Source organism: Haloferax larsenii, assembly GCF_024730625.1.
GTDB classification, from domain to species: domain Archaea; phylum Halobacteriota; class Halobacteria; order Halobacteriales; family Haloferacaceae; genus Haloferax; species Haloferax larsenii.
The window spans coordinates 127,227-151,682 of record NZ_CP078063.1 but is presented as its reverse complement, the minus strand read 5'-3'; the positions used below and the strand labels follow the sequence as shown (position 1 = coordinate 151,682).

Here is a 24,456-nt window from a genome sequence, read left to right as displayed (position 1 = left end):
TGCCGAGGGCTTGCTGCCTGTTGCTTCTCTGCGGCCTCCCGTTCGCGGCGGGAGTATCGCCCCTGTACAGCGGGCGCACTCGGGACGCAGATTCATACCCGTCTCTTCCGAGAGTCGTCCTATGGAGGTCACACTGACCACCGCAGCGCTCGTCTTCGGCATCGTCGCGTTCGGTGGCTTCGTCACCGGTGTCAACGGATTCGGATTCGCCGTCGTCGGCACGGCACTGCTCGCAGCGACGATTGGCCCGCAACTGGCGGTCGTCGTGATGATTCTCCCGATACTCGCCGGTAACGTCTCGCTCGTGCGCGAACTCGACCGGTCGAGCCTGCGGTCGTGTGTGCGCCGCTTTTGGCCATACGTCGCTGCGGCGGCGGTCGGAACCGTCGTCGGGATGGTGCTCCTGTCGGCGATTCCGACCGGACCGCTGACTCTCGCGCTCGGCGTGTTCGTCCTCGTCTACGTCGCTATCTCGCAACCGTGGATGTCGATTCCGGGTGAGGGCCGGTTCCGAGCGGTCTGCTTCACTGAGGGGCCAGGCATGAAAGCGGCGCTCGGTCTCGTCTCGGGGGTCGTCTTCGGCGCGAGCAACGTGGGCGTACAGGTCGTCGCGTACCTTCAGAGCCTCCGACTCGACCGCTCGACGTTCGTCGGCGTCGTCGCGCTGATATTCCTCGGTATCTCGACGGTTCGCGTGGCGTTGGCGGCGTGGCTCGGGTTGTTCGGCGGGACCGACCTGTTGGCACTGTCTGCGGTCGCTTCACTGCCGGGATTGGTCGGAGTGGAGGCGGGAAAATGGGTGCGACCGAAGATTCCGCAGTCGTCCCAGCAGGCCGCGACGATGGGCCTGCTCGCGCTCATCGGACTCCGGTTGACGACTCGTGGGATTGGGCTCTGAGAGCGAGGGTGGGCCCTCAGTACGTCCCGCGAGCGCGAGACTGACCCATAGCGGGAGTGCGGGTGAGGGTCACCCGCACCGGGAGTCGAGGGGCGTTCGTTCGGGACTTAGTCGCCTGCCTGCCCTTCGAATCGAGAGGGAGGGAGATAGCTCGCATCCTGCTCCGATTCGAAGCCGAGGGGGTCCGGGAGGACACACCGGTCCGGTTGCTCGTTGACGTGTTTGTACTCGTTCGGTGAGTTTGCCAACGGATGGGCCGGGTTCTCTCTCCCGTCGATACTTGCGGCGCGAACCTCTTCGAAGCCCGCGATGCGGGCTCGAATCCCGCGCCAGTGGTATTCGCTTCCGGCGGGGACGCTGATTGGTTTCGGCGGTTTCCAGTCGGGGTGGTCCGACGCGAGTACGGCGTTGTTCACGTTTGCAGCCAGGTCGTCGAGGTCGACGAGGACGCCAACGCGGGCCCCGGGCGGCGCTCTATGGGCGAGCACGTCGAGTCCGAGGTGAAGTGCGCGATACTCCGAGACGTTGTTGTCCGGAGCCACGTCGGGAAGCGAGAGTCGGGTCACTCGTTCGCCATCGCGGGTTTCGATTACCACACCGAGTCCACCGGAGTTCGGGCGGTACGACCCGTCCGTCGCGACGTAGAAGTGACGCCGATGCGTCCACGGCGGGTGCGCGATGTGAGGCGTGGGCGACTCGTCGAACAAGTCCCTGAGTGTGGGACGGCCGGTCACGGCCATACCGAATCTTCTGCTATGGAGGATAATAAGCGTACCCCGGGTTTGTGTCGGTCTAACTCTATGTTATAACGTGGCAATATATAGAGCAGCTGTACTGGATGGGGCCAAAACAGGCAATGGTTATAAGAACGACGGCGTCATTTTTCCTTCGATGACTGATAACAACCCACACATTGGCAGACGCAAATACCTCACACTGGCTGGTGGCGCGGCAGCTTCTGCCGCAATCGCTGGGTGCGCCGGCGGTGGCGGCGAGGAGACGACGACCACCACGGAAGACGACGGGGAGATGACAACCACGGAAGGCGGCGACGAGACGACCGCCACGCCGCAGGAGTCGTTCGATGTGACGATTACGCAGGGACAGATGCCGTCGGGTCTCGACCCGCACGACCACCGTGAGACGCCGACCGACATCGTGGTCCTCCACGCCTACGAGGGCGTGCTCACCCGTGATGCGGCCGGTGCGATGCAAGAAGCGCTCGCGACGAACTACGAGCGCATCGATGGCGAGAACGCGGTCCGGTTCGACCTCCGTGAGGGTGTCACGTTCCACAACGGCGACGAACTCACGCCCGAGGACGTCGCGTACAGTATCAACCGCGTCGTCGACGAGGAAGTCGGCTTCGCGAGCCCGCAGAGTGACCAGCTTGCTGGCGTCACCGGCGCGGAGGCTATCGAAGGCGAGATGGCGGTCAAGGTGAACAACGACGGGCTGAACCCCATCGTGTTCTCCGAGTTCGCGACCTACCTCGACGTGATGCAGCAGTCGTGGGTCGAAGAGCGCAGCAAGGCCGAAGTCGGCCAGCAGATGAACGGGACTGGACCGTTCCAACTCAGTTCGTACACCGAAGACGAGGAAGTCGTCCTCACGGCGTACGAAGACTACTGGCAGGACCCCGCTGCCGTCGACACGCTCACCTTCCGCGCCGCCTCGGAAGCGAGTACCCGCGTCAATCAGCTTCTCCAGGGCGAGACGGACGTTATCGTCAACGTCCCGCCGCAGGAAGTCTCGCGTGTCAACAACTCCGAGAACGCTCGGGTTGCCGCCGCACCGTCCACACGCATTATCTACAACGCGATGCGCTTCGACGTGGAACCGTTCACGTCGGTCGAATTCCGGCAGGCGATGAACTACGCAATCGACCTCGAAAGCATCGTCCAGAACGTCCTCGGCGGCTTTGGTGCGCAGACGAGTCAGCCGACGCTCCCCGAGTTCGTCGGCCACAACGCCGACCTCGACCCGTACCCCTACGACCCCGACCAAGCCGAACAACTGGTCGAAGACTCCGGGTTCGCCGGTGCCGAAATCGAGCTTCACACGCCGGTCGGCCGGTATCTGAAGGACCTCGAAATCGCGCAGGCGGTCGCGGGCTACATCGACGAACTGCCGAACGTCACAGCCACGGTTCGCCAGCGCGACTTCGGGTCGCTCGTCGACGAACTCCTCGCCGGGTCCATCGAGGCGCGACCGCCCTGGTTCCTCATCGGTTGGGGTGAAGCGACCTTCGACGGTGGCCTCGTCATGCAGGCGCTGCTCGCCTCGGACGGGACGCTCACCACGTGGCAAAACGAGGAGTTCGACGCACTCCTCGAAGAAGCCGGGACACAGACCGGAGACGCCCGCGACGCCACGCTTCAGGAGGCCAACGCGATGGCGCACGAACAGTGCCCGTGGATATTCCTGAACCAGCAGTTCAGCGTCTACGGCGTCAACGACGCCATCGCCTGGGAAGCCCGCTCCGACGAGCGCATCGACGCCTACGCGATGAGCCTGAAGTAGTCAATGTCGCTGTCGAGGTTCCTCGTCAAGCGCTCGCTGCAAGGGCTGTTCGTCATCTGGGGGGTCATCACCGTGGTCTTCGGACTGCGGTTTATCTCCCCCGGCGACCCGGCGAACGTCCTGTTACCGCCGGACGTCGACCCGGAGGTCAGAGCGGAGGTCATCGCCGAACTCGGGTTGAACGAACCCCTCTACGTCCAGTACTGGGACTTCATCTCGGGCATCCCACTCGGCGACCTCGGCTTCTCGCTCGTGACGCGAACCCCCGTCGCAGCGCGTGTACTGGCAAAGCTACCGGCCACGCTCGAACTCGCCATCGCGGCGACCATCGTCGCAATCGTCATCGCCATCCCGCTCGGTGTCATCTCGGCGACGCGCCGACACCAGCCCGCCGATTACGGGGCGACGGTGTTCTCACTTGTCGGCATTAGCACGCCGAACTTCTGGCTGGGTGTGATGCTCATCATCGTCCTCGCGGTGCAGTTCGACCTGTTCCCGACGAGTCAGCGACCTATCGGTGTCGACGGGATTGTGCTGCTCTTCGTGAGCGGGAGTCTCGGCGAGGCCGTCGATGGGCTGACGACGTGGCTGTGGCACATCACGTTGCCCGCAATCACGCTCGGGACGTACTTCACGGCGCTCATCACGCGACTCACCCGCAGTGGGATGCTCGACCAACTCGGGCAAACCTACGTCCGGGCGTCGCGCGCGAAGGGGCTTCCCGAGACGCTCGTGCGGTACAAACACGCACTTCGGAACACACTCATCCCGGTCATCACCGTCATCGGCCTCCAACTCGGCACCCTCATCGGCGGGGCCGTCATCACGGAGGCCGTCTTCGCGTGGCCGGGATTGGGGACGTTGATTATCAACAGCATCAACGCGCGCGATTGGCCGGTCCTTCAGGGCTCGCTCATCGTCGTGGCTGTCGGCTTCGTCCTCGTGAACATCCTCGTTGACGCGCTCTACGCGTACGTCAACCCACAGGTGGCATACGATTGAACCACGTCGTCTATCGATGATATCGGAACGCACACTCAGGAATCTCCGCCGCGAACTCAGGCGGAGCCTTCTCGCGAAGATTGGCATCGCCGTCGTCGTCTTCATCCTCTTGATGGCAGTCTTCGCGCCGTTCATCTCGCCGTATAGCCCGGGCAAACAGAACCTCGACGAAGCGCGTCTCCCCCCACTCGGCTTCAGCACTGCCGAGACAAAGGAGGTGACAAAGATGGAAAACGGGAGCGTCGTCATCGAAGGCGGTGAGGTCGTCACCGAAGAGCGAACCGTCTACACGAACGCGACCGCGGCCCATCCGCTCGGCACCGACGGGAACGGGAGAGACATCCTCTCACGCGTCATCTACGGCGCGCGAACGTCCATTCTCGTCGGTATCTTCGGAACCTCGTTGGCCGCTCTCATCGGCGTCCTCGTCGGGCTGACAGCGGGGTACTACCGCGGCCGCGTCGACGACGTGTTGATGCGGAGCGCCGACATCATGTTGGCGTTCCCGTCGCTCGTCCTCGCTATCGCCCTCGTGGGCGTCTGGGGCCAAGCGCAAGCACCCATCCCCGACCCGTTCGTCGTGACCGGGCTCGCACCCGCGTTCCGGTCGGCGCTCGGGTTCACGACGGGGATGCCGGACACGGTGGTCTTACCGGGGACCGTCATCGTCGTCGTCGCGCTCGTCAACTGGGTGTGGTTCGCCCGCGTCGCGCGCGGCGAAGCGCTCTCGATACGCGAAGAAGAGTACGTGAAGGCCGCGCGCGCACTCGGCGCGAGCGACGGGTGGACCGTGCTTCGGCACGTCCTCCCGAACGCCATCACGCCAATTCTCGTCCTCGCGACGATTCAGGTGGCGGCTATCATCCTGCTCGAATCCGCACTGTCGTTCCTCGGATTCTCCGGGGCCGACGTGTCGTGGGGCTTCGACATCGCGCTCGGTCGCCAGTACCAGTCCACTGCGTGGTGGATTTCGACGATACCGGGGCTTGCAATCGTGATTACCGTCGTCGGCCTCAACCTCGTCGGCGACTGGCTCCGCGACGCGCTCGACCCCGGCATCGAAGGTGAGGGGGGTGTCTGAGATGGCCGACCCCATCCTCAAGATTCGCGACCTCTCGACTAGCTTCTTCACCGAAGAGGGGAAAGTCAACGCGGTCGATTCGGTCACGTTCGACGTCGAAGACGGTGAGATATTCGGCATCGTCGGCGAGTCCGGGTCGGGGAAGTCGGTGACTGCGCTGTCTGTCATCGACCTCATCGACTCACCCGGTCGCGTGACCGGCGGCGAGGTCTGGTACCGAAACGCCGACCTCGCCGAGGAGTTCCGCGGGTCGAGGCCTGAAACGGTCGACGGCGACTTCGTCGACGTGCGCCGTCTCCCCAAGGGTGTCCGTCGGTCGCTTCGCGGGCCGTCGTTCAGCATGATTTTCCAGGACGCCATGAGCAGTTTCAACCCCTCGATTACCGTCGGCGAGCAAATCGCCGAGGCCGTCGAGGTACAGCGTCGCGCCCGCGCTAACCCGCGACGCACGCGCTCGCGGACACAAGGCTACGGACTCGGGTCTGCCATCCTCGATACGTTCCTGCCCAACCGAGACTACGTCTCGAACGAGAGCATGGACCGTGCGGTCGAGTTGCTCGACCAAGTCGGGATTCCGGACCCCGAAGACCGTGCCGAGGAGTACCCACACCAGTTCTCTGGCGGAATGCTCCAGCGGGCGATGATTGCACAGGCGCTCGCGGGCGAACCGGACATTCTGGTCGCCGACGAACCGACTACGGCGCTCGACGTGACGATTCAAGCGCAGATTCTCAACCTCCTGCGCGACCTGCAAGAACAGGAGGGCATGAGCATCCTGATGATTACGCACAACTTGGGCGTCATCGCCCGGATGTGCGACCGCGTCGGCGTCATGTACGCCGGCGAAATCGTCGAGCGCGGGCCACTCGGCGACATCTTCGAGAACCCGGTTCACCCGTACACGCAGGGGCTACTGGGGTCGGTACCGGACATCGACGACCCCTCGGACCGCCTCGAACCCATCACGGGCAACGTCCCGAGCCTCCTCGAATCGGAGATGCCCGACGCGTGCTACTTCGCGGACCGCTGCCCGAAAGCGATGACAGACTGCATGACGCGCATCCCAGAGTACGACCTCGACGGCCGTCACAGCGTTCGCTGTGTCCTTGCCGAACGCGAGTACGACGAAGCAGACGCACTGGAACAGGAGGTGATGGCCGATGACTGAGCCACTCCTGTCCGTCCGCGACCTCCAGAAGTACTACTACGAGCAGGACACGTTCGTCGATACCCTGCTCGGCCGAGAGCGACAGAGTGTCAAGGCAGTCGACGGCATCTCCTTCGACATCGAACCGGGCGAGACACTGGGACTCGTCGGCGAGTCCGGATGCGGGAAATCGACGACTGGTGAGACGCTGCTCCGACTCCGTGAGGCGACCGGCGGGGCAGTCGAGTTCGACGGCGAGAACGTCTTCGAGATGGGCTCGGACGAACTCAAAGCGTTCCGAAAGGACGCCCAAATCGTCTTTCAGGACCCGTTTTCGAGTCTCGACCCGCGGATGACTATTGGCGACATCATCGCCGAACCGCTTCGGATACACGATATGCCCACCGACCCGGGCGACAAGTCGAAACGGGAGTGGCGACGCGACAAGGCGAGTGAACTATTAGAGCGCGTCGGCCTTTCGGCGACCCAACTCGACCGCTATCCGCACGAGTTCTCCGGCGGGCAGCGCCAGCGTATCGGTGTCGCCCGCGCACTGGCGCTCGAACCCGAGTTCATCGTCCTCGACGAGCCAGTGTCCGCACTGGACGTGAGCGTGCAGGCCCAAGTCCTGAACCTCCTCGACGACCTCCAGACGGAACTCGGCCTGACGTACCTGTTTATCGCCCACGACCTCTCTGTCGTCCGGCACATCTGCGACCGCGTCGCCGTGATGTACCTCGGGAACATCGTCGAACTCGGACCGACGGACGAACTGTTCGAATCGCCGAAACATCCCTACACGGAGGCGCTGTTGGAGAGCGTCCCGCGGCCGTCGACGCGTGAGCAGGGTCGCCGCGTGGACGCGCTTTCGGGCGACGTTCCATCGCCGCGGAATCCGCCGTCCGGGTGTCGCTTCCGGACGCGCTGTCCGAAGGTCATCCCGCCGGACGACCTCGACATCGACCAAGAGGCGTACCGGGCCGTGATGGACCTCCGCGACGCGTTGGTCGTCGGCGACGTGAACCCAGACCACATCTGGGAGACGGCCGACCCCGAGCGCGTCGACGAAGAGGCGTTCATCGAAGAAGCCCGTGCTCGACACGTCGACGCCGAACTCAGAGGCGACGTCGCCAGCGTGGTAGACACCGCACTCGGCCACCTCGTCGACGGCGACGTCGAGCAGACACAGACGGTGCTTCGCGAGACGTTCGAAAGTCCCTGTGAGACGCGCCGCCCCGGCGTCGGTGATACGACTCACCCCGCGGCGTGCCACCTCTACGAAGGCTCAGACGAGGTCGAAGTCATCGAGACGACGGCAGACGCGCCCGTCTCAGCCGACGACTGAGCGTTCCGGTGGACGGGTCCCCGTCGATATTCCCGTCCATCTTCCGGCGAAACCACCCCAGAACGAAACGTTCAGGCACTCGCATAGCACATCACCTGTGTGACACGGTACCGCAACCTCGGACTCTTCGTCGTTCTCGCAGCCGTATGGGGCTCTGCGTTCATGGCTATCAAAGCCGGATTGGCGTACTTCCCGCCGGTGCTCTTCGCCGCGCTCCGCTACGACGTGGCCGGCGTCGTGATGCTGGGGTATGCGTTTTATGCGACCGACACACCGCTTCCGCGAGGTCGCGCAGAGTGGACAGAAGTGGCGATTGGAGCCATCTTCCTCATCGCCGCCTACCACGTGTTGTTGTTCATCGGGCAAAACGACCCCACGGTGACGAGCGCCGCTGCGGCCGTCATCGTGAGTCTCAGCCCGATTCTCACGACCGGGTTCGCGCGCGCACTCCTCCCGAGTGAGCGACTGACTGCACTCGGCATCGTCGGAATGCTGCTCGGCCTCGTCGGCGTCGCCGTGCTGTCGGAACTCGACCCGGCGAACCTCCTTGCGGGTGGCACCGTCGCTAAACTGCTCATCTTCGGGGCGGCGGCCGCGTTCGCCCTCGGCGCAGTCCTCACCCGGCGGGTCGACTCGGACCTCCCCATCGAGACGATGGAAGCGTGGTCGATGCTCGGCGGCGCGCTGTTGATGCACGTCGTCTCACTCGGTCTCGGTGAATCGTTCGCCACCGTCGAGGTCAACTTGCAGTCGATGCTCGCGCTCGGTTACCTCTCGATTGCAGCGAGTGCACTCGGCTTTCTCATCTACTTCGACCTCTTGGAACGGCTCGGCCCCATCGAAATCAACCTCGTCTCCTACGTGGCCCCGCTGTTCGCCGCACTCGCGGGGTGGGCGTTCCTGAGCGAGGTTCCGAACACAGCGACTGCTGGCGGATTCGGACTCATCTTCGTCGGATTCGTGCTGCTGAAACGCGCCGCGATTCGCCGCGAACTCCGGCATCGATTCGGGGACAGCGGCCTCGACGCAGCAGATTAAGCGACCCTACAAGTCGACTCGTTCGACAGACGCGACGTTTCCGACCATCTGCCAGCCGTCGCCGTCGGGGTCCTGTCGGCCGACGATGACTGCGTCGTTGTCTTCGGTCGTCGTAAACCGATAGACCGCGTCGTCGCCTTCGAGGCTTCCTTCGGCCTGAAAATCAGTCTGGAAGAACTCTGCACTGTCGAGGGTGAACGTCCCCTCGATGTCCTCGCCGACGACGAGACGCATCGGCTTCGGATGGATGTTGTACATGCGCTTTGCGACGCGATTGAGGTCGGCCATGCCTCGTCTCTCGTTCCGGTTGAATAAATCGGTGCGGGAATCTCGTCGCGAACGGCGGTATCAGCGTGCTCGAATAGACCGATTAACCCGATACTTGCGCTTACTCTCCAGTATTCGAGACGCTCGTATTTTCTGTGGACGTTTGGATAGATATTCAACCAGTTGCGACTGTACAATAAGTGAGAGTGAATATCCGAATAAAAGAGTTAGCGAACGTTATGAATCGTTAAATCGATTTTGAGAGAGCGATAAAATTTCACATTTATAAGAATATACTGCCTAAACGACCATAAAACGAGCCGAATTCTCGCGCGGAATTATGACCCCTCACGTCGATATACAGACTGTAGGTGAGCCCTCCACTATGTCAAACTCCTCATCGACGGTCCCCCGAGAACGCCTCGCCCAAGTATGGGACGTTCTCGCGAACGTACAGCACAACAACACCGGCGTCAAACTCGTCGCCGCCCCGCTCAGATTCGTCGGCTTCTGGACCGCTGTTGCCCTTCCCTTCCTGTACCTGCCCCTCCTCCACGGTGGTCTCGAGTCGAACGAACTCTCGGTGTTCGTCGCGCTCGTCGCCGTAAACGCCGTCGCGCTCGTCGTCGGGCACAACTACGGCCGGTAACGAACGCTCCCGTCCCTCCCCGCTCCGTTTTCGATTGTTGGCTGTCACGCTCGCGAGTGAAACAGCCGTCGAACAGTTCGACAAAAAATCGTGGACCTTTACCACCAGCCTTCCTTCGGTCTTCGTATGTCGCTCGAGACGGTTCCACTGGGACGGACCGGGACGAAGGTATCTGAGATTGCCTTCGGGACGTGGCGGTTCGGTCGCCGTAACGACGCCGACGAGGTCGAAGTCGACGCCGACCAGGCGCACGAACTTCTCGACGCGTACGCCGCGGCCGGCGGGAACTTCATCGACACCGCCGATATGTACGGCGAGGGCGCGAGCGAGACCTACATCGGCGAGTGGCTCTCGACGCGAGACCGCGAAGACTTCGTCATCGCCTCGAAGATTTTCTGGCCGACGAGAGACGACCCGAACGGGCGCGGACTGAGCAGAAAGCACCTCCGACGGCAAATCGACCGCATCCTCGACCGCCTCGGAACCGACTACGTCGACCTCCTGTACATCCACCGCTGGGACGACGACACGCCGGTCGAGGAGTTCATGCGGACGCTCGACCAGTTCGTCCGCGACGGGAAGGTCAACTACCTCGGCACCTCGACGCTCGAACCCAACGCGTGGAAGGTCGTGAAGGCGAACGAACTCGCGGACAAACGCGGCTACGAACCGTTCCGCATCGCTCAACCCCGATACAACGTCGTCAACCGCGAAGTCGAAGGGAACTACCTCGATATGTGTGACGACTACGACATCGGTGTCGTCCCATGGTCGCCGCTTGCCGGTGGGTTCCTGACCGGGAAATACACCCGTGGCGAGTCACCGCCGCCGAATTCCCGGGCCGCGACCGACCAGCGATTCGCCGACTCGTATCTCACGTCGGCGAACTTCGACGTACTGGACGCGGTCGAGGCCGTCGCCGAGGAAGTCGACGCCACGCCCGCGCAAGTCAGCCTCGCATGGCTCGTCAACCACCCGCAGGTCACGGCACCCATCATCGGTGCCCGGACTGTCAACCAACTTCGGGAGGACCTCGCCGCTGCGACTATCGACCTCTCGTCCGAGCAGTTCACCCGGCTTTCGGCCGCCAAACGAGACCACTCCGTCTGAGGCGAGAACGCCTCGCCAGTCCGTGCTGAACCGTCAGGTGTAGGTGTGGCCGGTGGGTATCCCCGGCCATGACCGACGCTGACGCGTTCGACCCCGAGGCCTACGCGACGTCGCTCCGGGCGAAGCGCCGCGAGAAAGACGAGTTCTTCGACAGCCACCCACAGTCCCCAATTCCGCCCGCAGACCGCGACGACTTCGACGGACTGGATTTCTTCGACCCCGACCCCGAATTTCGCGTGACGGCGACCGTCGAGACACACGCCGACCCCGAACCGGTCGTGATGGACACCTCTGCCGGTCGGGAGGTTCGGTACCTGCGCGTCGCGACGTTCCACTTCGAACTCCGTGACACCGACCTCGAACTCGGAGCGTACCGACAGGAACACGACGATTCCCAGACGCTCTTCGTCCCCTTCCGCGACAAGACGACCGGGCAGCAGACCTACGACGGCGGGCGGTACATGGAACTCACGCCGGACGCCCCGCTCGACGAACTCGACGAGGTCGTGGTCGATTTCAACCTCGCGTACAACCCCTTCTGCGCGTTCACCGACACGTTCGACTGTCCGTTGCCCCCGGAAGAGAACTGGCTCGACGTGGTCGTGCCCGCGGGCGAGAAGAAGTACGAGTCAGCGTAGTTCCTCGCCCAAAAGCGCAAGTTCCATATCGCCCCCTTCCGCAGAGACACGACATGGGACTACTCACCTCGCGCAAAGCGCTCATCGGACTCGTTCTGATGGTCGTCGGTACTCTCGGAATCATCCCGGGTGCGCTCCCCGGTTCCGCACAGACGATGACCTACGCACTCGTCCCCGCCGCGGCCGCACTCACCCTCGGGACGTGGCTCGTCGGGACGTCTGAAGGCGGCCGCCCGGTCTAAACGCGGTTACTCGACGAGGAATCGGCGTTCGAAAAAAGAGTCTTCTCCGCGGTTACGCGTTCGGTCCAGTCCACTTCTGGAGCGTCGCAGACGAGGAGCCGGACTCGGAGTTCCAGACGACGCGGACGGTTTGGTCGGCGAGAGTGGAACTAGGCTCGGGGTAGATGGTCACACCTGACCCTGCCTTCACATCCTCTGGACCATTGTTGAGGAACGTCCACGATACACTGTTCGAGTTCTGGTTGCTCGTGTTTGCTGTGGAATTGATCTCTACACCAGTACTCACACTCAGCCGGTCCGAGTTAATCGCTTCACCGCTTTCGTGGGTGATGTTCAAGTAGTCGTCAGCGCTCTGGTTGTATTGGAAACTGAAGCTGGCTTGTGGAGCGGTCTCCGTCTGCTCACCGAGGCCGAGGACGAACGTCCCGATAACTGCGGCGAGGATGACGGTGATAGCCACCATCAGAATCACCCCGATGACGGGCGATACTGCGTCGTCGTCTGTGATGAGTTCGTGGAGTTTCATAGTTCCTGAATGTGTTAACGATTGACTGTTCTAGTTGATTTCACCTAAGGCTATCGGGGATTTGAGAGTCAAAGAAAGCAGCAGAAGGTATTCGGTGCTCTGTTAGGCGTCGTAGGTCCACTTCTGGAGTGTCGACGAAGTGCCGCCACTCTCAGATGTCCAGACGATACGCACAGACTCACTGTCGTTAATCTGGTTTGTGAAGTCCACTTGGTGGTTGTCTCCAGCGGTGATCTTGTTATCGTCTGAGTCGAGCCAGTTCTGTGAGGTTCCGTTCGGCGGAACGACAGTCACCGACTCGTTTGCAATCGCTTCACCGCTCTCGTGCGTGATAGTCAATAGACCGTTGGTACCACCGCTCTCGTTGTAGTCGAAGCTGAAGCTGGCTTGTGGAGCCGTCTCTGTTTGCTCACCGAGGCCGAGAACGAACGTCCCGATGACTGCGGCGAGGATGACGGTAATAGCCACCATCAGGATGACACCGATAACCGGGGAGACTGCGTTGTCGTCTGTAAGGAATTTTTGGAGTTTCATAGGTCGTGACTGTGTGTGTAGATGACTATTCGAATTGCCACACCTAAGGCTATCGGGTAGTTATCACATCTGAAGAAGAACGGATGACTGAAGGTTGGTGCCGATTAGGCGTCCGGTCCAGACCACTTCTGCAGGGTTGCAGACGTGGAGCCGGATTCTGCGGTCCACACGACGCGGAAGGTCGCGCTATCGAAGTCGTTTCCTGCGACGTTGACTGAGTTGCCAGCGGTGACGTCACCCGAGACGTTCATCGAAGCGAACGTCTTCGAGGTCGACGCACTGTCAACGAGTCCATCGGCAGTAGTGTACTCTTGGAAGGTCACACCCGACGAGAGGTTCACGCTGTCCGCTGTGATTGCTTCACCGCTGTCGTGAGTGACGGTGAGGGTGTCGTTACCTGCGTTATCGACGTAATCGAAGCTGAAACTCGCTTGCGGTGCTGTTTCGCTCACTTGGTCCCCCAGACCAAGGACGAACGTCCCGATAACCGCGGCGAGGATGACGGTAATTGCCACCATCAGGATGACGCCGATGACGGGCGATACCGCGCCGTCGTCAGCGAGGAGTTCTTTGACGTTCATTTACCCGTTGTAAGTCCACTTCTGGAGGGTGGACGAAGTACTGCCACTTTCGGAGGTCCAAACGATACGGACGGTGTCGCCGTCAGATGCAGTGCCGATGTTTAGTGTATTACTTTCTCCAGCAGTAATTTTCCCGTCGTTGTTGTTGACGTTGTCATCCCACGCCGTTGTAGACGATGAGTTCACTAATTCAACATTTCCTGCGGTGACTGACTCACCACTTTCGTGGGTGACAACCAGATGCGTCCCGTTGTAGTCGAACGCGAAACTCGCCTGTGGTGCCGTCTCCTGCACTTGGTCGCCAAGCCCGAGGACGAACGTCCCGATAACGGCTGCGAGAATCACGGTGATGGCCACCATCAGGATAACCCCGATGACTGGCGAAACTGCGCGGTCTTCTGTGAAGAGGTTCTTAAGCTTCATGTGTTGCGTTGTGTCCCACACCGAGACGGCCTGAGTACACCCCGTTACAGATGTACTAAAGGGGTGGGTTGCACTCCCCCTCTGCCCGGTGGCCGTCCTAGTGTGTCCAACCGATGGTTATCGTGGGGTGACTTAAAACTGGGTGCCAAATTAATGGTATGTTAGGACCGATAAATTCTCTCTTAATATAGGGTTTATATGGGGTTTATTCTCGGAATGGCACCCGAAATCGGCTGTTCAATAGGAACCATTGACACGTTTGGGAGAGTTGCACACGCTTGGGGAGTTGTCAATCTCTGCTGTACACGTGTGGTCGGGAGGCAAGGGTGACGAACTCCCAGAAGGGGCCGACAGAAAAGTCCCTGCCGAAAAAATAGATTTCGGGAGCGTATTTTTGAGAATTTATATCTTGTTAGAGCGCGCTCGCGCGAGAGAACAACTTGGTTGACTACAGTTCAGTCGAATCCGACGAAGGGACGACTCAGAATCAGTTGTCGAAGGAGGCGCGTCCGCTCTACAGTTTGTTTCGTCGAGAACGAAGAAGTCCCCGGCGAACCGGGGACATCGTTCCTACCCAAGGTGGCGTGCGCACGCGTTGAACAGGTACACTTTCTGGCTACATATGTTTTGTGGGGTACATTGGCTCATTCGGGCCTCTACTGCATGATTGTTAACGTTTCAGATTAGGTCAATCACACAAAGTATTTACCGTGAACGCCCAACAGGTCCAACCGTACCCCTGCCCATGGAGACACCTGTGAGTACCCCACCTCGGTCCGGGTTCTGCCCGGTTCGACTCAATCCGAGGATCGACGAAAACGGTGTCCCCGACTGCAACACCCATCAACAACAATGACACGTAACAAACAGATCCGTGCAGTGCTTCTCGCTGCGCTGATGGTCTTCTCGGTTTTCGCTGGGTCCATCGCGTTCTCGGGTAGTGCTGCTGCGGCTGCGTCTAACGTCTCCGCATCTGTGAGCGGCGATACGCTGACGGTAAGCGGCGACAAGGCGTCTGGAGACACGAACGTCACTGTTTTCGTCGACGAGAACGGTGACGGCGACTTCCAGGCAAGCGAACCGCACACGAACAACACCTCTGCTGGCTCTGGTACGACCTTCTCCGAGACTATCGACATTTCGAGTCTCGATGAGGGTCAGTCCTACACGGCTGGCGCAATCGCTGCTGGTACCCCGACGTCCGACGGCACGGCCGCGGACGACACCGACACGTTCTCGGTCTCGGACAACAGCGCTCCTGAACTCGATTCCGCCGTTCACTTCGTGAACGACACGAGCACGAACGTCGTCGAACTCGCATTCAGCGAGGAAATCGACATGAGCAATGTCGATACGGGCGACTTCGCGCTCCACCAGGACGACGACGAACAGACCGGTGCCATCACGGACGTCACTCAGAAGAACCCCGGTCAGCTTCTTCTGACGACTGACGAAGTCTACACCGGCGACATCGAGGTCACGATTGGCGACGACGTCACTGACCTCGATGGTAACAACGTTGACGAGCTTGACGATGACAACAACGCGTCCGTTACGGTCGCGACGGTTACGGTTACAGACGACAACTCTGTTTCCACCACCAGTGCCTACAAGGGCGAAGTCGTCGCTCTGACCGGCGGTAGCGCCGCACAGGACGTCTCGATCGAGTCCGACGAGAGTCAGGACGACAACGAAGGCTTCTTCCGCGACGGTAGTACCGGCTCGAACTCCGAAGTCTTCGTCTTCGACACGTCTGACCGCAACACCGAGCGCTACAACATCACCATCGGCTCGACGATGGACGAGAAGGTCCAGATCCGTGACCTCGGCCTCAACGTCACCATCGACGACCTCAACGTCACCGACGAGGACCTCATCGAAGGCGATGTCAGCGCTCGCGCCCACCAGCGTAACATCGAGATTCGTCTCCTCGACGACGACGGAGACGAAGTCGAAGAAGTCACCATCTCCGCGACCACGGACGGTCAGGGTGACTACGAATTCGAATTCAACGCCTCCTCCGAGGACATCGACACGGGCGACTACACGGTCGAAGTCTTCGACAAAGCCTCCGGCGTGACGGTTGAATCCGACACGATCACGGTCACCGAGGCTGGAGAAGGTAAGGCGAACTTCGCTCAGAGCGTCGTCACCGACCAGCGTGGTGACGTCGTTGCAATCCCCGTTACGCTCTCGAACACTGACCAGGCTACCGTCACGATCGGTACCGAAAGTCAGGGTTACGAAGCTAACGTCACCGTCGAAGACGGCGACGAAGACGGCGAAGTCGTCATCCTCTGGGACAGCTCTGAGTCCGAATCCACGACCCTCGCTGATGTCTTCGACGTCGAAGACGGCGACGACGAGGTTCTGACTCCTAACGATGGCGATACTGACGTCAGCCAGCCTACCAGCGATCTCATCGACTCCGGTGACTACGACCTCGAAGTCCGCACCGGTACGGACGACGCGAAGGACGCCGACAACGTCGGCACCCTCGTCCTCGAAGATGCGTCTGTCGACACGGTCGCAATGTGGACCGCGCCCGACGCTGAGTCCTTCAGCGACCTCGACGACGTCAACGAAGCACTCGAAAACGGTAACATCACGCAGGACAGCAAGATCGCCTTCGGCGACAAGGCTGTCGTCCAGATCGTCGCACCCGGCCTCGAAGGCTCGGTCGGCGCTCAGGACGACGAGACGCCGAACTTCTTCAGCGGCGACTACAACGACTCCTACCGCCTCACGGTCAACCAGAGCAACCCTGGTCCAAACCGTGACCCGAAGATCATCAACGTCAGCAACGCGTCGGTCATCGCTGACGGTGACAACGACACGTACTTCGTCGTGTTCAACACGGAAGAAATCGAAGCGGTCCGTGACGAAAACGACAACGGTGTCATCGACAACGGTGAAACCACCGACGTCGACCTCGAAGACGACGACGCGTTCAACGTCGAATTCAAGATGATCGCTGACGAGGACGTCTCCTCGTCCGGCATCGGTCTTGTCGACGAAGACACCTCCATGACGACCTCCTTCGAGAACATCGAAGCAGAGCACACGTTCGACATGGACCCGGTCAACGTCACGAACGCGGACGGTCAGACCGTCACGGGTACGACTGACGTCGCACCCGGTACGGAACTCACCATCCGCGTGAAGTCCGACGGCGACACGCAGCCGCGCTTCCTCAAGACGGCGACCGCCTACGTGACCGAGAACAACACGTTCTCCGCCACGTTCGACTTCTCCGAGCAGAACGTCGGTGACACCTTCACCGTGACTGCATCCGGTGCTGGCGATGTCGCCTCTGACGAAGAGGTCGACGGTAACGTCGTCGAATCTGTCGAGACGACCGAGACGCCGGAAGAGACGACCGAGACGCCGGAAGAGACGACCGAGACGCCGGAACCGACGACGGAGACTCCTGAGCCAACGACGGAGACTCCTGAGCCAACGACGGAGACGACGGAAGAGACGACCACGTCGACCGGAACGCCCGGCTTCGGCATCGCCGTTGCTCTCGTCGCGCTCGTCGCTGCGGCGCTCCTCGCAGTCCGTCGCGACTAACTCGGATAGCTAACCACCGGGATTTTCCCGGCTCTATCTTTTCTTTCGACGCTACACCGAGAGCCGCAGCACTCGTCGGCGCGAGGTTGCTGCTTCCGTTTCAGTATCCTGCTGAGTCAACGCGGGAGATACCTCTCGACGAGTACTCGCTAGCGGACGTGAAGCCTGGCTGTACCACAATTGCGAGTACTTTGGTGTCTGTTCGGCGTCACTGCTAGTCGAGTATCTACCATGACCTCGTACCTCGGCGTCGACTGGGCCGGTGGCTGTTGGGTTGTCGTCGAAGCCGGCGACAAGCCGAACGTGACCACGGAGCCGTCAATCTACAACGTCTGGCACGAACACGGAAAGCGAGACGACATCCTCGACGCCGCCATCCTCGCAGTGACGGCCGAGAAAATCGACCTCCAACCACGGAGTCACGACGCCGAGTATCCGGCACTCCCAAAAACCCACGAGAAGACCCCAGTTCTCGGCGTTCCGATGGAAGTCGTGTATCCGGGTGATTCAGCGTTGTGAGTTTCCGCTTCCGCTTCCAGAAAAGCAGCAGTCGCGTAGCCACTCTCTGTTCGGTTAGTGTGTTGAAATTGAAGTAATGCCCGGGGTGGGCTCCGAACCCACGATCTCCGCATGTCCCAGGTGCGAGGCCGGCATGACCTCGCGAGGGGCGGAGGCTTCCAAGGCGTTCCGCACCGATTGTGAAACCCTATGAGTGCGGCGCTATGTCCAGCTAAGCCACCCGGGCTCAACTTCCCGTTGTGTGCTGGTTGTATTTAAGCTTCTCATCTCCGACGGCTTCGAGAGGAGTCACCACGGGACTCGATTGGCCGCATCACCCACGGATTTATGCCCTAACACTGGGTGACTCAACCCATGAGCCAACCGGAGATCGTCCAGTCCATCCTCGACGAGGAGACCGTGGTGTCTCGCGTCCACCTCGGGGGCGAGGACGAACTGTTTGTGACTCCGAACCGGACCCTCGTCTACCGCGCAGAGGGCCTGCTCTCGGACGAGTCCGTCGACGAATTTTCGCACGCCGCCGAGCGGGTGTCGGTAAAAGAGGGACGACGAAAAGCAAAGATATCGCTCGACTACGGCCTCGACGGGTCCGAAACGTTCGGCCTGTCGGCGAAGCGTCTCGACGAAGCACTGCAACCCATCCTCGAAGGCGTTCTCACGAGCGCGGGCGTCGTCGACGACGACGAGCGCCTCGTCGAGGCGTTCCGATTCAGCGAACTCACGTTCGTCGTCACCGAAAAGCGCGTGGTCCGACACATCGGAAGCGCGGTGTGGGACGAAGACTACGAGACGTACCACTACGACGACGTCACGGACCTGACGTTCGAGTCGGGGAGCGTCGCCACGACGGTCGTTCTCACGGTCGACGGCCGCCAAGAGCGGTTCAAGACGCCGAACGAGGACGCACGCCTCGTCCGCGAGAAGCTTTCGAAGGCAATCTGTGACCACCACGGCGTCGGGAGCCTCGAAGAGTTCCGGGTCAAGATGGCCGAAGCGCAACAGCAGGCGGAAGCAGAGCCCGAGCGTGACAACACCAACTTCGGAGAGGGGCCCGACCCACTGAGCGCCAACCCGGCGGAACTCTCCGAGGAACCGACGAACTCGACACGTGAAGAAGAGCACGCCGAGAGCGTCGAACGACAGCCAGTCGAGGCAACACCGACGGCGAGTGGGCAAACAGAGACGGAGACAGAGACGGAGCCTGTCGAGTCGGCGAACAGTACGGTCGCAGACGCCGGGGACCTCGGATTCGAGGGGTCCGGCTTCGAACCCGCCGACGAGGCGGTGTCGTCGGAGGAAGATATCGTCGCTGAGATTCAGTCGCTCCGCGAAGTCGTCGAGGCACAGGGCGAGCAGATTCGCTACCAGCAGGAACTCATCGAACAGCTCATCGAGGAATTGCGACGCGGCCGGTGAATCGCCTCGGGGTCAAGCCCCGAGGCTTCCCGTTTCCACGACGCGCTTTGCAGATACCGAAGTGGTATCCGTAGGGAGCGCAGTCTCCACGGGCGTGTCTTCGGGCCATCCCAGCCCTAATTCAGAAAAGCCTCTCTTTAGAACGTTCATCGCCGCATTCGCATCCCTATCTGTCTTAAACCCGCAACTCGGGCAGGAGTGTTCTCGTACCCAGATGGGTTTCGCCGTCTCCACACCACACGATGCACACTCTTTCGTCGTGCCACGGGCCTCGACTTGAACGACGTGTGTGCCGTACAGGTCTGCTTTGTATTCGAGGAGTGTGATGAACTGTCGCCACGCAACGTCCTGCTTGTTCCGAGCGTTCCCGTCTCCCTGAAGCATACTCTGGACGTTCAGGTCTTCAACGAATACGGCGTCGTACTCTTTGACGAGCCACGTCGTGATTTTGTGCTGGTAGTCCAGCACTTTCCGTCGAATCCGACGTTTGACTTTGGCTACTTTGACTCGTTGTTTCTCGTAGTTGTTCGATCCTTTCTCCTTGCGAGACAACTTACGCTGTTCGCGTTGGAGTCGCTCGTAGTCGTCTTCGAGGTTGAGCCAATCCACAGTCTTTCCATCGCTGGTGTGGATGTAGTTCAGGATACCGAGGTCAATCCCAACGCTGTTACTCGCGTTGAGCGAATCTTCATCGGGTTTCTCGGGCAGGTCACTCTCGTCTGTCTCTAACCCGAAGGAGACGAACCATTCGCCGGTCGTCTCCTTTTTGAAGGTGACTTCTTTGATGGTGGCGTGGTCGGGAATCAGGCGGTGATAACGGATTTTGACCCAGCCAATTTTGCTGAAGCGGACGTACGCATACTTGTCGCGGCCCCTCTTTTCATCGAGGTCGAAACCAGACTGGTTGTACGTCACACTTCGGTACTCGGCGGGTGCTTGCCGCTTGAGACGACCAACGTTGTACCCCTTCTCTTTCTTTTTGCGAAGGTTTGAGAGGTTGCGATGGAAGCGTGCGACGGTCTCTTGGGCGGCTTTCGAGTGTAGCTCGCTGAATACCGACCACTTCCGCTTCCATTCGGGGAGTCTGTTGTTCTGGTCGTACTCACTCGGCTTATCGTCTTCAGGACTGTTCTCGTAGTCCCAGCGGACGTGGTTGTAGAGTTGGCGATGAACGTTCAGATGGTATTCCAGTTCAGCCGCTACCTCTTGTGTTGGGTAAGCGTGGTAGCGGTGACTGTATTCCATCGCTGTCTCTTGATTAGCAATGTTTCCTTAATGGTTTGTATCACGAGTTGTCGGCTTCATCCCCGAGGTCAAGCCTCGGGGTATTCGCCTTGACTTTTGATAAAGACCGCGAGCGAGTCTCCGCGGTTCTATTCTCTTCCGAGTACTTTTCTGATACACGACGACCCGAAGGGACCGAGTTCGCCCGATTCGAACTTGACGAAGTGACCCGTCGTTATCGACGCACCGCAGCGCCGACAGTCGAACTCGCCTTCTTTTTGGACCACTTGGCTCTCGAAGCGGACGAACGTCCCACCGCGATTGTGACGGATTCGACCGCCTTCGCGGTCGATGATACCGCGCACCTCGGCCGTATCGAGGATGTCGCGTGTGAGCGTCGGGTCGGTCGTCACCGTCTCGATGCGGTCGACGACCTCGGCGAGCGAGAGTTCTTCGGCTTCGAGGTGGGCGAGGAGTTCGAGCGCGAGTTCCACGCGCTCGTCGCGTGTCGGACCAGTCACGATTCGACTCTGTCTCGGAGCGGTGCGGGCTAAAGCCCACCGAAGCACAAAGCGTTTGGTCGCCGCGAGCACATCCACGGTCGAGACCCCGTGCCCCGTACCCGCCTCGTTGCTGGACTCGCCTTCCTGTTCGTCCTCGCGGGCGCACTCGCCGTCTCTCCAGAGACGGTTTTCGGCCACATCGCGTGGTTGGCTGCCGACCCAGTTCGGCTCGTCGTCGCGGTGAGTGCACTCGCACTCGTCAGACCTCTCGTCGCGTGGCCGACGACACTCCTCGCACTCGTGGCTGGGTTCGGACTCGGTCCCACGGCGATTCCGCTCGCGCTCGTACTCATCGTCCTGACGAGTGTCCCACCGTTCTTGTTCGCCCGGCACGTCGGTGGCGCGGGCAGGCTCGCAGACGTCGGCGAGCAGACCGTCGCGGTGACTGGCTCGGTTCGCGGCGTGACCGCGAGCCGACTCCTTCCGATTCCTTCGGACGTCGTCTCGGTGGCCGCGGGCGTGTCGAACGTCTCGCTCGGTGCGTTCGTCATCGGGACTGCGGTTGGAGAACTCCCGTGGGCTGTCGCGGGCGTCGTCGCGGGCGCGTCCGTCGAGACGCTCACGACCGAGTCGCTACAGGCGGTGATTCAGCCCGAGTTCGCTGCCCTCGCTGCGCTGGCGGGGGTGTCGCTTCTCGTCCCGCCGGCATACCGTCGTTATCGTAGCGGAGTTGGCGTCGACGGAGGATAAGTCGCTTAGTCGAGCAGCGACTCGCCTGTCATCGCGGATGGCTGGTCGAGACCGACCAGTTCGAGCAGCGTCGGCGCGATATCACACAGCGACCCGTCTTTTCGAACCGTTCGACCGCCGGAAAGCGGACGGTCCGGGTTGTTCTCGTCGTTCCTGTCGTTCCCGCCGTTTTCGTCAGGGTGAGGCGGCACTTCCTCTTCGTCGTCCGCTTCGGGAACCAAGTAGACGAACGGGACCGGATTGAAGGTGTGCGCCGTGTGCGGGTCGTCTTCGGTCCCCATGTCGTCGGCGTTCCCGTGGTCGGCCGTGAGACAGACGTGGCCGCCGTGGCTGCGAACCGTCTCGACGAGTCGTCCGAGTTGCTCGTCCACCGCTTCGACCGCTTCGATAGCCGCCTCGTAGTCCCCCGTGTGGCCGACCATGTCCGGATTCGCGTAGTTGAGCACCATCACATCGGGGTCTTCGGTCTCGACGAGGTCGATTGCTGTGTCGGTGAGTTCGGGTGCGGACATCTCCGGCTGGAGGTCGTAGGTCGGAACGTCCGGACTCTCGACGATGCGTCGAATCTCACCCTCGAACTCGATTTCGCGCCCGCCGTTGAGGAAGTAGGTGACGTGAGGGTACTTCTCGGATTCGGCGAGGCGGAGTTGCGTCATCCCGTCTTCGGAGAGCACGTCGCCGATGGTGTCTTCGGGCTGTTCCGGCGGGAACGCGACCGGAAGGTCGAACGTCTTGTCGTACTGCGTCATCGTCGTCAGCAGAATCTCCGGCGGCGTCGTCTCGACGGCCCACTCGGGTTCGATATCGGCGAGCATCCGGACGAGTTGGCGAGCACGGTCCGCGCGGAAGTTGAAGAAGATGACTGCGTCGCCGTCGTCGAGTGCGGGCGCGTCGTCGACGAGCGTCGGTTCGACGAACTCGTCGGTGTCGCCGCGGTCGTACGAGTCCGTGACCGCATCGACGGCCGTTTCGGCGGTCCACTCGGCCTCGCGCTCGACGATGGCGTCGTACGCGCGCTTAGTGCGCTCCCAGTTCTCGTCGCGATCCATCGCGTAGTAGCGCCCGCTGACGGTCGCGACCTGCCCGGTACCGTGTTCGGCCGCGACGGATTCGAGGGATGAGAGGTACTCCTCGCCGCCGTGTGGGCTGGTGTCGCGGCCGTCGGTGAAGGCGTGGGTGACGGCCTCGATGCCGCGGTCTGCGGCGAGTTCGATGAGCGCGTAGAGGTGTTCCTGGTCGGAGTGGACGCCCCCGTCGGAGACGAGCCCCATGAAGTGGATGCGGCCGTCGTTCTCCTCGGCGTAGTCGAACGCGCCCGTGAGCGCGTCGTTCTCGAAGAACGAGCCATCGTCGATGCTGTCGCCGATGCGCGTGTAGGCCTGTTTGACGACGCGACCGGCACCGATGTTGAGGTGGCCGACTTCGCTGTTGCCCATCTGCCCGTCCGGGAGGCCGACGCGGCGACCGTCGGTGACGAGCGTGCCGAAGGCTCCCGTGTCGCGGTAGCGGTCGAAGTTTGGCGTGTTCGCTGCCTTGACGGCGTCTCGGCGGTCGTGGTCGCCGAGACCCCAACCGTCGAGGATGACGAGGGCTGCTTTCATTATCGGCCATTCAGTGTGCCCGGCTAATTGTCCTTCGCTCTCGGCAGTCACGAACAGTGGTGTGTGGGAAGTGTGTTGAACGCAAGCCCGACGGTCTTTTCTCCTGCCGCCTCCTCGATTTCGCCGATGCGTCGCCGTGACTTCGATTTCGACGAACGGGTCGACGAGTGGGTCGAGTACTACCTCGGAAACGGCCCCAGTCTCGTCGTCTTTCTCGTCCTCACCGGCTCGGCGTTTCTCGTCGGCGTGAGCTTCTACGTCCACTCGGACCCGTCGCTTTCGGACCTCCCGACGTTTCTCTACCCGCTTTTCGGTGACTCGCCGACCGCGCTCGCGTTGCTGACGCTCTCGGCTGCGACGTTGCTTCCGAACCTCGGGCGACCGGTTTCGGACGCGCCGGTCAACCGCCCACTCGCGTATCTCCACACGCTCGCGTTCGTCTGGCTCGTGAAGTACGGCATCTGGACGTTCGTCGCCCTCAACCTTCGCCCGGACCTCTACGTGGGCTTCTCCGGGGCTGCGCTCTGGGACTACTGGGGCATCATGCTGACGCACCTCGGGTTCCTCGTCGGCGCGTATCTCGTCCCGCGATACGGCGCAACGACACGGGGCGCGCTCGCCTTCGCGCTCGCGCTCGCGCTCGTCAACGACGTGTTCGACTACGGGTTCGGCTACTACCCGCCGCTGAAGTACGACGCCGGTCTCTTACTGGCCGGAATCACCGTTGCACTGTCGTTTGTTGCGGTGGCGCTCGCCGCCCGCGCGTTCGACCGCCTCAACCTGACAGGGGACGACTACTCTGACCCACGGAAACAGTAACCGCACGACTGCGGTCGATTGTCCATGAGAAGGGCTTTTGCCCGCCC

The 24,456-nt window shown here is 61.4% G+C and carries 25 protein-coding genes and 1 tRNA gene; 16 read left to right on the top strand and 10 right to left on the bottom strand.

Annotated features, from left to right (window positions below):
- Positions 1-121: 121 nt before the first annotated feature.
- Entirely contained in the window at positions 122-898 is a 777-nt protein-coding gene (locus KU306_RS00880) for a sulfite exporter TauE/SafE family protein (protein WP_007542882.1), read from the top strand.
- Between the two features lie 107 nt (positions 899-1,005).
- Here the strand turns inward: KU306_RS00880 and KU306_RS00875 are convergent, their stop codons facing one another.
- Positions 1,006-1,638 carry a ribonuclease H family protein gene (locus KU306_RS00875; RefSeq protein ID WP_007542884.1) on the bottom strand — a complete coding sequence of 211 codons (633 nt, stop codon included), beginning with the start codon at positions 1,636-1,638 and terminating at the stop codon, positions 1,006-1,008.
- A 151-nt stretch (positions 1,639-1,789) separates the two neighbouring features.
- Here KU306_RS00875 and KU306_RS00870 point away from each other — a divergent pair, with 151 nt between their 5' ends.
- The 6 genes from KU306_RS00870 (at position 1,790) to KU306_RS00845 (ending at position 9,034) form a co-directional block, all read left to right on the top strand.
- Entirely contained in the window at positions 1,790-3,421 is a 1,632-nt protein-coding gene (locus tag KU306_RS00870) for an ABC transporter substrate-binding protein (RefSeq protein ID WP_258302580.1), read from the top strand.
- Positions 3,422-3,424: 3 nt separating this feature from the next.
- Positions 3,425-4,423, top strand: coding sequence for an ABC transporter permease (locus KU306_RS00865; RefSeq protein ID WP_007542888.1), 999 nt, complete (start codon positions 3,425-3,427; stop codon positions 4,421-4,423).
- A gap of 16 nt (positions 4,424-4,439) precedes the next feature.
- Entirely contained in the window at positions 4,440-5,504 is a 1,065-nt protein-coding gene (locus KU306_RS00860; RefSeq protein ID WP_007542890.1) for an ABC transporter permease, read from the top strand.
- Position 5,505: 1 nt separating this feature from the next.
- Positions 5,506-6,672 carry an ABC transporter ATP-binding protein gene (locus KU306_RS00855; RefSeq protein ID WP_258302579.1) on the top strand — a complete coding sequence of 389 codons (1,167 nt, stop codon included), beginning with the start codon at positions 5,506-5,508 and terminating at the stop codon, positions 6,670-6,672.
- On the top strand, positions 6,665-7,996 hold the full coding sequence (locus tag KU306_RS00850; protein WP_258302578.1) for an ABC transporter ATP-binding protein: 1,332 nt from the start codon (positions 6,665-6,667) through the stop codon (positions 7,994-7,996). Before KU306_RS00855 ends, KU306_RS00850 begins: the two co-directional genes overlap by 8 nt.
- Before the next feature lie 99 nt (positions 7,997-8,095).
- The gene (locus KU306_RS00845) at positions 8,096-9,034 is read left to right on the top strand and encodes a DMT family transporter (RefSeq protein WP_258302577.1); all 939 of its coding nucleotides are present in this window, start codon (positions 8,096-8,098) and stop codon (positions 9,032-9,034) included.
- A 6-nt stretch (positions 9,035-9,040) separates the two neighbouring features.
- Here the strand turns inward: KU306_RS00845 and KU306_RS00840 are convergent, their stop codons facing one another.
- On the bottom strand, positions 9,041-9,322 hold the full coding sequence (locus KU306_RS00840) for a DUF8072 family protein (RefSeq protein ID WP_258302576.1): 282 nt from the start codon (positions 9,320-9,322) through the stop codon (positions 9,041-9,043).
- 364 nt (positions 9,323-9,686) lie between these two features.
- On the opposite strand from KU306_RS00840, the gene KU306_RS00835 reads away from it, so the two are divergent.
- The 4 genes from KU306_RS00835 to KU306_RS00820 all read left to right on the top strand — a co-directional run bounded on the left by KU306_RS00835 (position 9,687) and on the right by KU306_RS00820 (position 11,940).
- On the top strand, positions 9,687-9,950 hold the full coding sequence (locus KU306_RS00835) for a DUF8028 family protein (RefSeq protein WP_007542901.1): 264 nt from the start codon (positions 9,687-9,689) through the stop codon (positions 9,948-9,950).
- 126 nt (positions 9,951-10,076) lie between these two features.
- The gene (locus tag KU306_RS00830; RefSeq protein ID WP_007542902.1) at positions 10,077-11,060 is read left to right on the top strand and encodes an aldo/keto reductase; all 984 of its coding nucleotides are present in this window, start codon (positions 10,077-10,079) and stop codon (positions 11,058-11,060) included.
- Positions 11,061-11,128: 68 nt separating this feature from the next.
- On the top strand, positions 11,129-11,698 hold the full coding sequence (locus KU306_RS00825) for a DUF1684 domain-containing protein (RefSeq protein ID WP_007542904.1): 570 nt from the start codon (positions 11,129-11,131) through the stop codon (positions 11,696-11,698).
- Positions 11,699-11,751: 53 nt separating this feature from the next.
- On the top strand, positions 11,752-11,940 hold the full coding sequence (locus tag KU306_RS00820) for a DUF8178 family membrane protein (RefSeq protein WP_007542906.1): 189 nt from the start codon (positions 11,752-11,754) through the stop codon (positions 11,938-11,940).
- A gap of 52 nt (positions 11,941-11,992) precedes the next feature.
- Here KU306_RS00820 and KU306_RS00815 read toward each other — a convergent pair whose 3' ends face one another.
- From KU306_RS00815 to KU306_RS00800, 4 genes are all read right to left on the bottom strand, one after another.
- Positions 11,993-12,466, bottom strand: coding sequence for a type IV pilin N-terminal domain-containing protein (locus KU306_RS00815; protein ID WP_258302575.1), 474 nt, complete (start codon positions 12,464-12,466; stop codon positions 11,993-11,995).
- Between the two features lie 102 nt (positions 12,467-12,568).
- Entirely contained in the window at positions 12,569-13,000 is a 432-nt protein-coding gene (locus KU306_RS00810; protein WP_258302574.1) for a type IV pilin N-terminal domain-containing protein, read from the bottom strand.
- A gap of 104 nt (positions 13,001-13,104) precedes the next feature.
- On the bottom strand, positions 13,105-13,581 hold the full coding sequence (locus tag KU306_RS00805; protein ID WP_258302573.1) for a type IV pilin N-terminal domain-containing protein: 477 nt from the start codon (positions 13,579-13,581) through the stop codon (positions 13,105-13,107).
- Positions 13,582-14,004: a type IV pilin N-terminal domain-containing protein gene (locus KU306_RS00800; protein WP_258302572.1), complete on the bottom strand. Its 423-nt coding sequence runs from the start codon at positions 14,002-14,004 to the stop codon at positions 13,582-13,584.
- A gap of 852 nt (positions 14,005-14,856) precedes the next feature.
- Between KU306_RS00800 and KU306_RS00795 the strand changes: the two genes are divergently transcribed.
- Both KU306_RS00795 and KU306_RS00790 read left to right on the top strand, forming a co-directional pair.
- Positions 14,857-17,577 carry a DUF7827 domain-containing protein gene (locus tag KU306_RS00795; protein WP_258302571.1) on the top strand — a complete coding sequence of 907 codons (2,721 nt, stop codon included), beginning with the start codon at positions 14,857-14,859 and terminating at the stop codon, positions 17,575-17,577.
- Positions 17,578-17,808: 231 nt separating this feature from the next.
- Positions 17,809-18,096, top strand: a complete 288-nt coding sequence (locus tag KU306_RS00790) for a hypothetical protein (protein ID WP_258302570.1) — start codon at positions 17,809-17,811, stop codon at positions 18,094-18,096.
- A gap of 77 nt (positions 18,097-18,173) precedes the next feature.
- On the opposite strand, the gene KU306_RS00785 is transcribed toward KU306_RS00790, so the two are convergent.
- Positions 18,174-18,322: transfer RNA gene (locus KU306_RS00785), tRNA-Met, on the bottom strand.
- Positions 18,323-18,450: 128 nt separating this feature from the next.
- Between KU306_RS00785 and KU306_RS00780 the strand changes: the two genes are divergently transcribed.
- Positions 18,451-19,512, top strand: a complete 1,062-nt coding sequence (locus KU306_RS00780; protein WP_258302569.1) for a DUF7115 domain-containing protein — start codon at positions 18,451-18,453, stop codon at positions 19,510-19,512.
- Positions 19,513-19,524: 12 nt separating this feature from the next.
- Here the strand turns inward: KU306_RS00780 and KU306_RS00775 are convergent, their stop codons facing one another.
- A complete protein-coding gene (locus tag KU306_RS00775; RefSeq protein ID WP_258302568.1) occupies positions 19,525-20,757 on the bottom strand; it encodes an RNA-guided endonuclease InsQ/TnpB family protein in 1,233 nt (410 codons plus the stop codon).
- 128 nt (positions 20,758-20,885) lie between these two features.
- On the bottom strand, positions 20,886-21,257 hold the full coding sequence (locus KU306_RS00770; protein ID WP_007542925.1) for a DUF5830 family protein: 372 nt from the start codon (positions 21,255-21,257) through the stop codon (positions 20,886-20,888).
- Positions 21,258-21,347: 90 nt separating this feature from the next.
- Here KU306_RS00770 and KU306_RS00765 point away from each other — a divergent pair, with 90 nt between their 5' ends.
- On the top strand, positions 21,348-21,989 hold the full coding sequence (locus tag KU306_RS00765; protein WP_007542927.1) for a TVP38/TMEM64 family protein: 642 nt from the start codon (positions 21,348-21,350) through the stop codon (positions 21,987-21,989).
- 5 nt (positions 21,990-21,994) lie between these two features.
- Here KU306_RS00765 and gpmI read toward each other — a convergent pair whose 3' ends face one another.
- A complete protein-coding gene (gene gpmI, locus KU306_RS00760) occupies positions 21,995-23,590 on the bottom strand; it encodes a 2,3-bisphosphoglycerate-independent phosphoglycerate mutase (protein ID WP_258302567.1) in 1,596 nt (531 codons plus the stop codon).
- Positions 23,591-23,716: 126 nt separating this feature from the next.
- Between gpmI and KU306_RS00755 the strand changes: the two genes are divergently transcribed.
- Complete coding sequence (locus tag KU306_RS00755) at positions 23,717-24,409, top strand: DUF1405 domain-containing protein (protein ID WP_258302566.1); 693 nt, start codon at positions 23,717-23,719, stop codon at positions 24,407-24,409.
- Positions 24,410-24,456: the final 47 nt, after the last annotated feature.

What these genes read in the sequence shown, in the direction of transcription:
- KU306_RS00880 (WP_007542882.1), top strand. Translation starts at nt 122, where the DNA reads ATGGAGGTCACACTGACCACCGCAGCGCTCGTCTTCGGCATCGTCGCG.
- KU306_RS00875 (WP_007542884.1), bottom strand. Translation starts at nt 1,638, where the DNA reads ATGGCCGTGACCGGCCGTCCCACACTCAGGGACTTGTTCGACGAGTCG.
- KU306_RS00870 (WP_258302580.1), top strand. Translation starts at nt 1,790, where the DNA reads ATGACTGATAACAACCCACACATTGGCAGACGCAAATACCTCACACTG.
- KU306_RS00865 (WP_007542888.1), top strand. Translation starts at nt 3,425, where the DNA reads ATGTCGCTGTCGAGGTTCCTCGTCAAGCGCTCGCTGCAAGGGCTGTTC.
- KU306_RS00860 (WP_007542890.1), top strand. Translation starts at nt 4,440, where the DNA reads ATGATATCGGAACGCACACTCAGGAATCTCCGCCGCGAACTCAGGCGG.
- KU306_RS00855 (WP_258302579.1), top strand. Translation starts at nt 5,506, where the DNA reads ATGGCCGACCCCATCCTCAAGATTCGCGACCTCTCGACTAGCTTCTTC.
- KU306_RS00850 (WP_258302578.1), top strand. Translation starts at nt 6,665, where the DNA reads ATGACTGAGCCACTCCTGTCCGTCCGCGACCTCCAGAAGTACTACTAC.
- KU306_RS00840 (WP_258302576.1), bottom strand. Translation starts at nt 9,322, where the DNA reads ATGGCCGACCTCAATCGCGTCGCAAAGCGCATGTACAACATCCATCCG.
- KU306_RS00835 (WP_007542901.1), top strand. Translation starts at nt 9,687, where the DNA reads ATGTCAAACTCCTCATCGACGGTCCCCCGAGAACGCCTCGCCCAAGTA.
- KU306_RS00830 (WP_007542902.1), top strand. Translation starts at nt 10,077, where the DNA reads ATGTCGCTCGAGACGGTTCCACTGGGACGGACCGGGACGAAGGTATCT.
- KU306_RS00825 (WP_007542904.1), top strand. Translation starts at nt 11,129, where the DNA reads ATGACCGACGCTGACGCGTTCGACCCCGAGGCCTACGCGACGTCGCTC.
- KU306_RS00820 (WP_007542906.1), top strand. Translation starts at nt 11,752, where the DNA reads ATGGGACTACTCACCTCGCGCAAAGCGCTCATCGGACTCGTTCTGATG.
- KU306_RS00815 (WP_258302575.1), bottom strand. Translation starts at nt 12,466, where the DNA reads ATGAAACTCCACGAACTCATCACAGACGACGACGCAGTATCGCCCGTC.
- KU306_RS00810 (WP_258302574.1), bottom strand. Translation starts at nt 13,000, where the DNA reads ATGAAACTCCAAAAATTCCTTACAGACGACAACGCAGTCTCCCCGGTT.
- KU306_RS00805 (WP_258302573.1), bottom strand. Translation starts at nt 13,581, where the DNA reads ATGAACGTCAAAGAACTCCTCGCTGACGACGGCGCGGTATCGCCCGTC.
- KU306_RS00800 (WP_258302572.1), bottom strand. Translation starts at nt 14,004, where the DNA reads ATGAAGCTTAAGAACCTCTTCACAGAAGACCGCGCAGTTTCGCCAGTC.
- KU306_RS00795 (WP_258302571.1), top strand. Translation starts at nt 14,857, where the DNA reads ATGACACGTAACAAACAGATCCGTGCAGTGCTTCTCGCTGCGCTGATG.
- KU306_RS00790 (WP_258302570.1), top strand. Translation starts at nt 17,809, where the DNA reads ATGACCTCGTACCTCGGCGTCGACTGGGCCGGTGGCTGTTGGGTTGTC.
- KU306_RS00780 (WP_258302569.1), top strand. Translation starts at nt 18,451, where the DNA reads ATGAGCCAACCGGAGATCGTCCAGTCCATCCTCGACGAGGAGACCGTG.
- KU306_RS00775 (WP_258302568.1), bottom strand. Translation starts at nt 20,757, where the DNA reads ATGGAATACAGTCACCGCTACCACGCTTACCCAACACAAGAGGTAGCG.
- gpmI (WP_258302567.1), bottom strand. Translation starts at nt 23,590, where the DNA reads ATGAAAGCAGCCCTCGTCATCCTCGACGGTTGGGGTCTCGGCGACCAC.
- KU306_RS00755 (WP_258302566.1), top strand. Translation starts at nt 23,717, where the DNA reads ATGCGTCGCCGTGACTTCGATTTCGACGAACGGGTCGACGAGTGGGTC.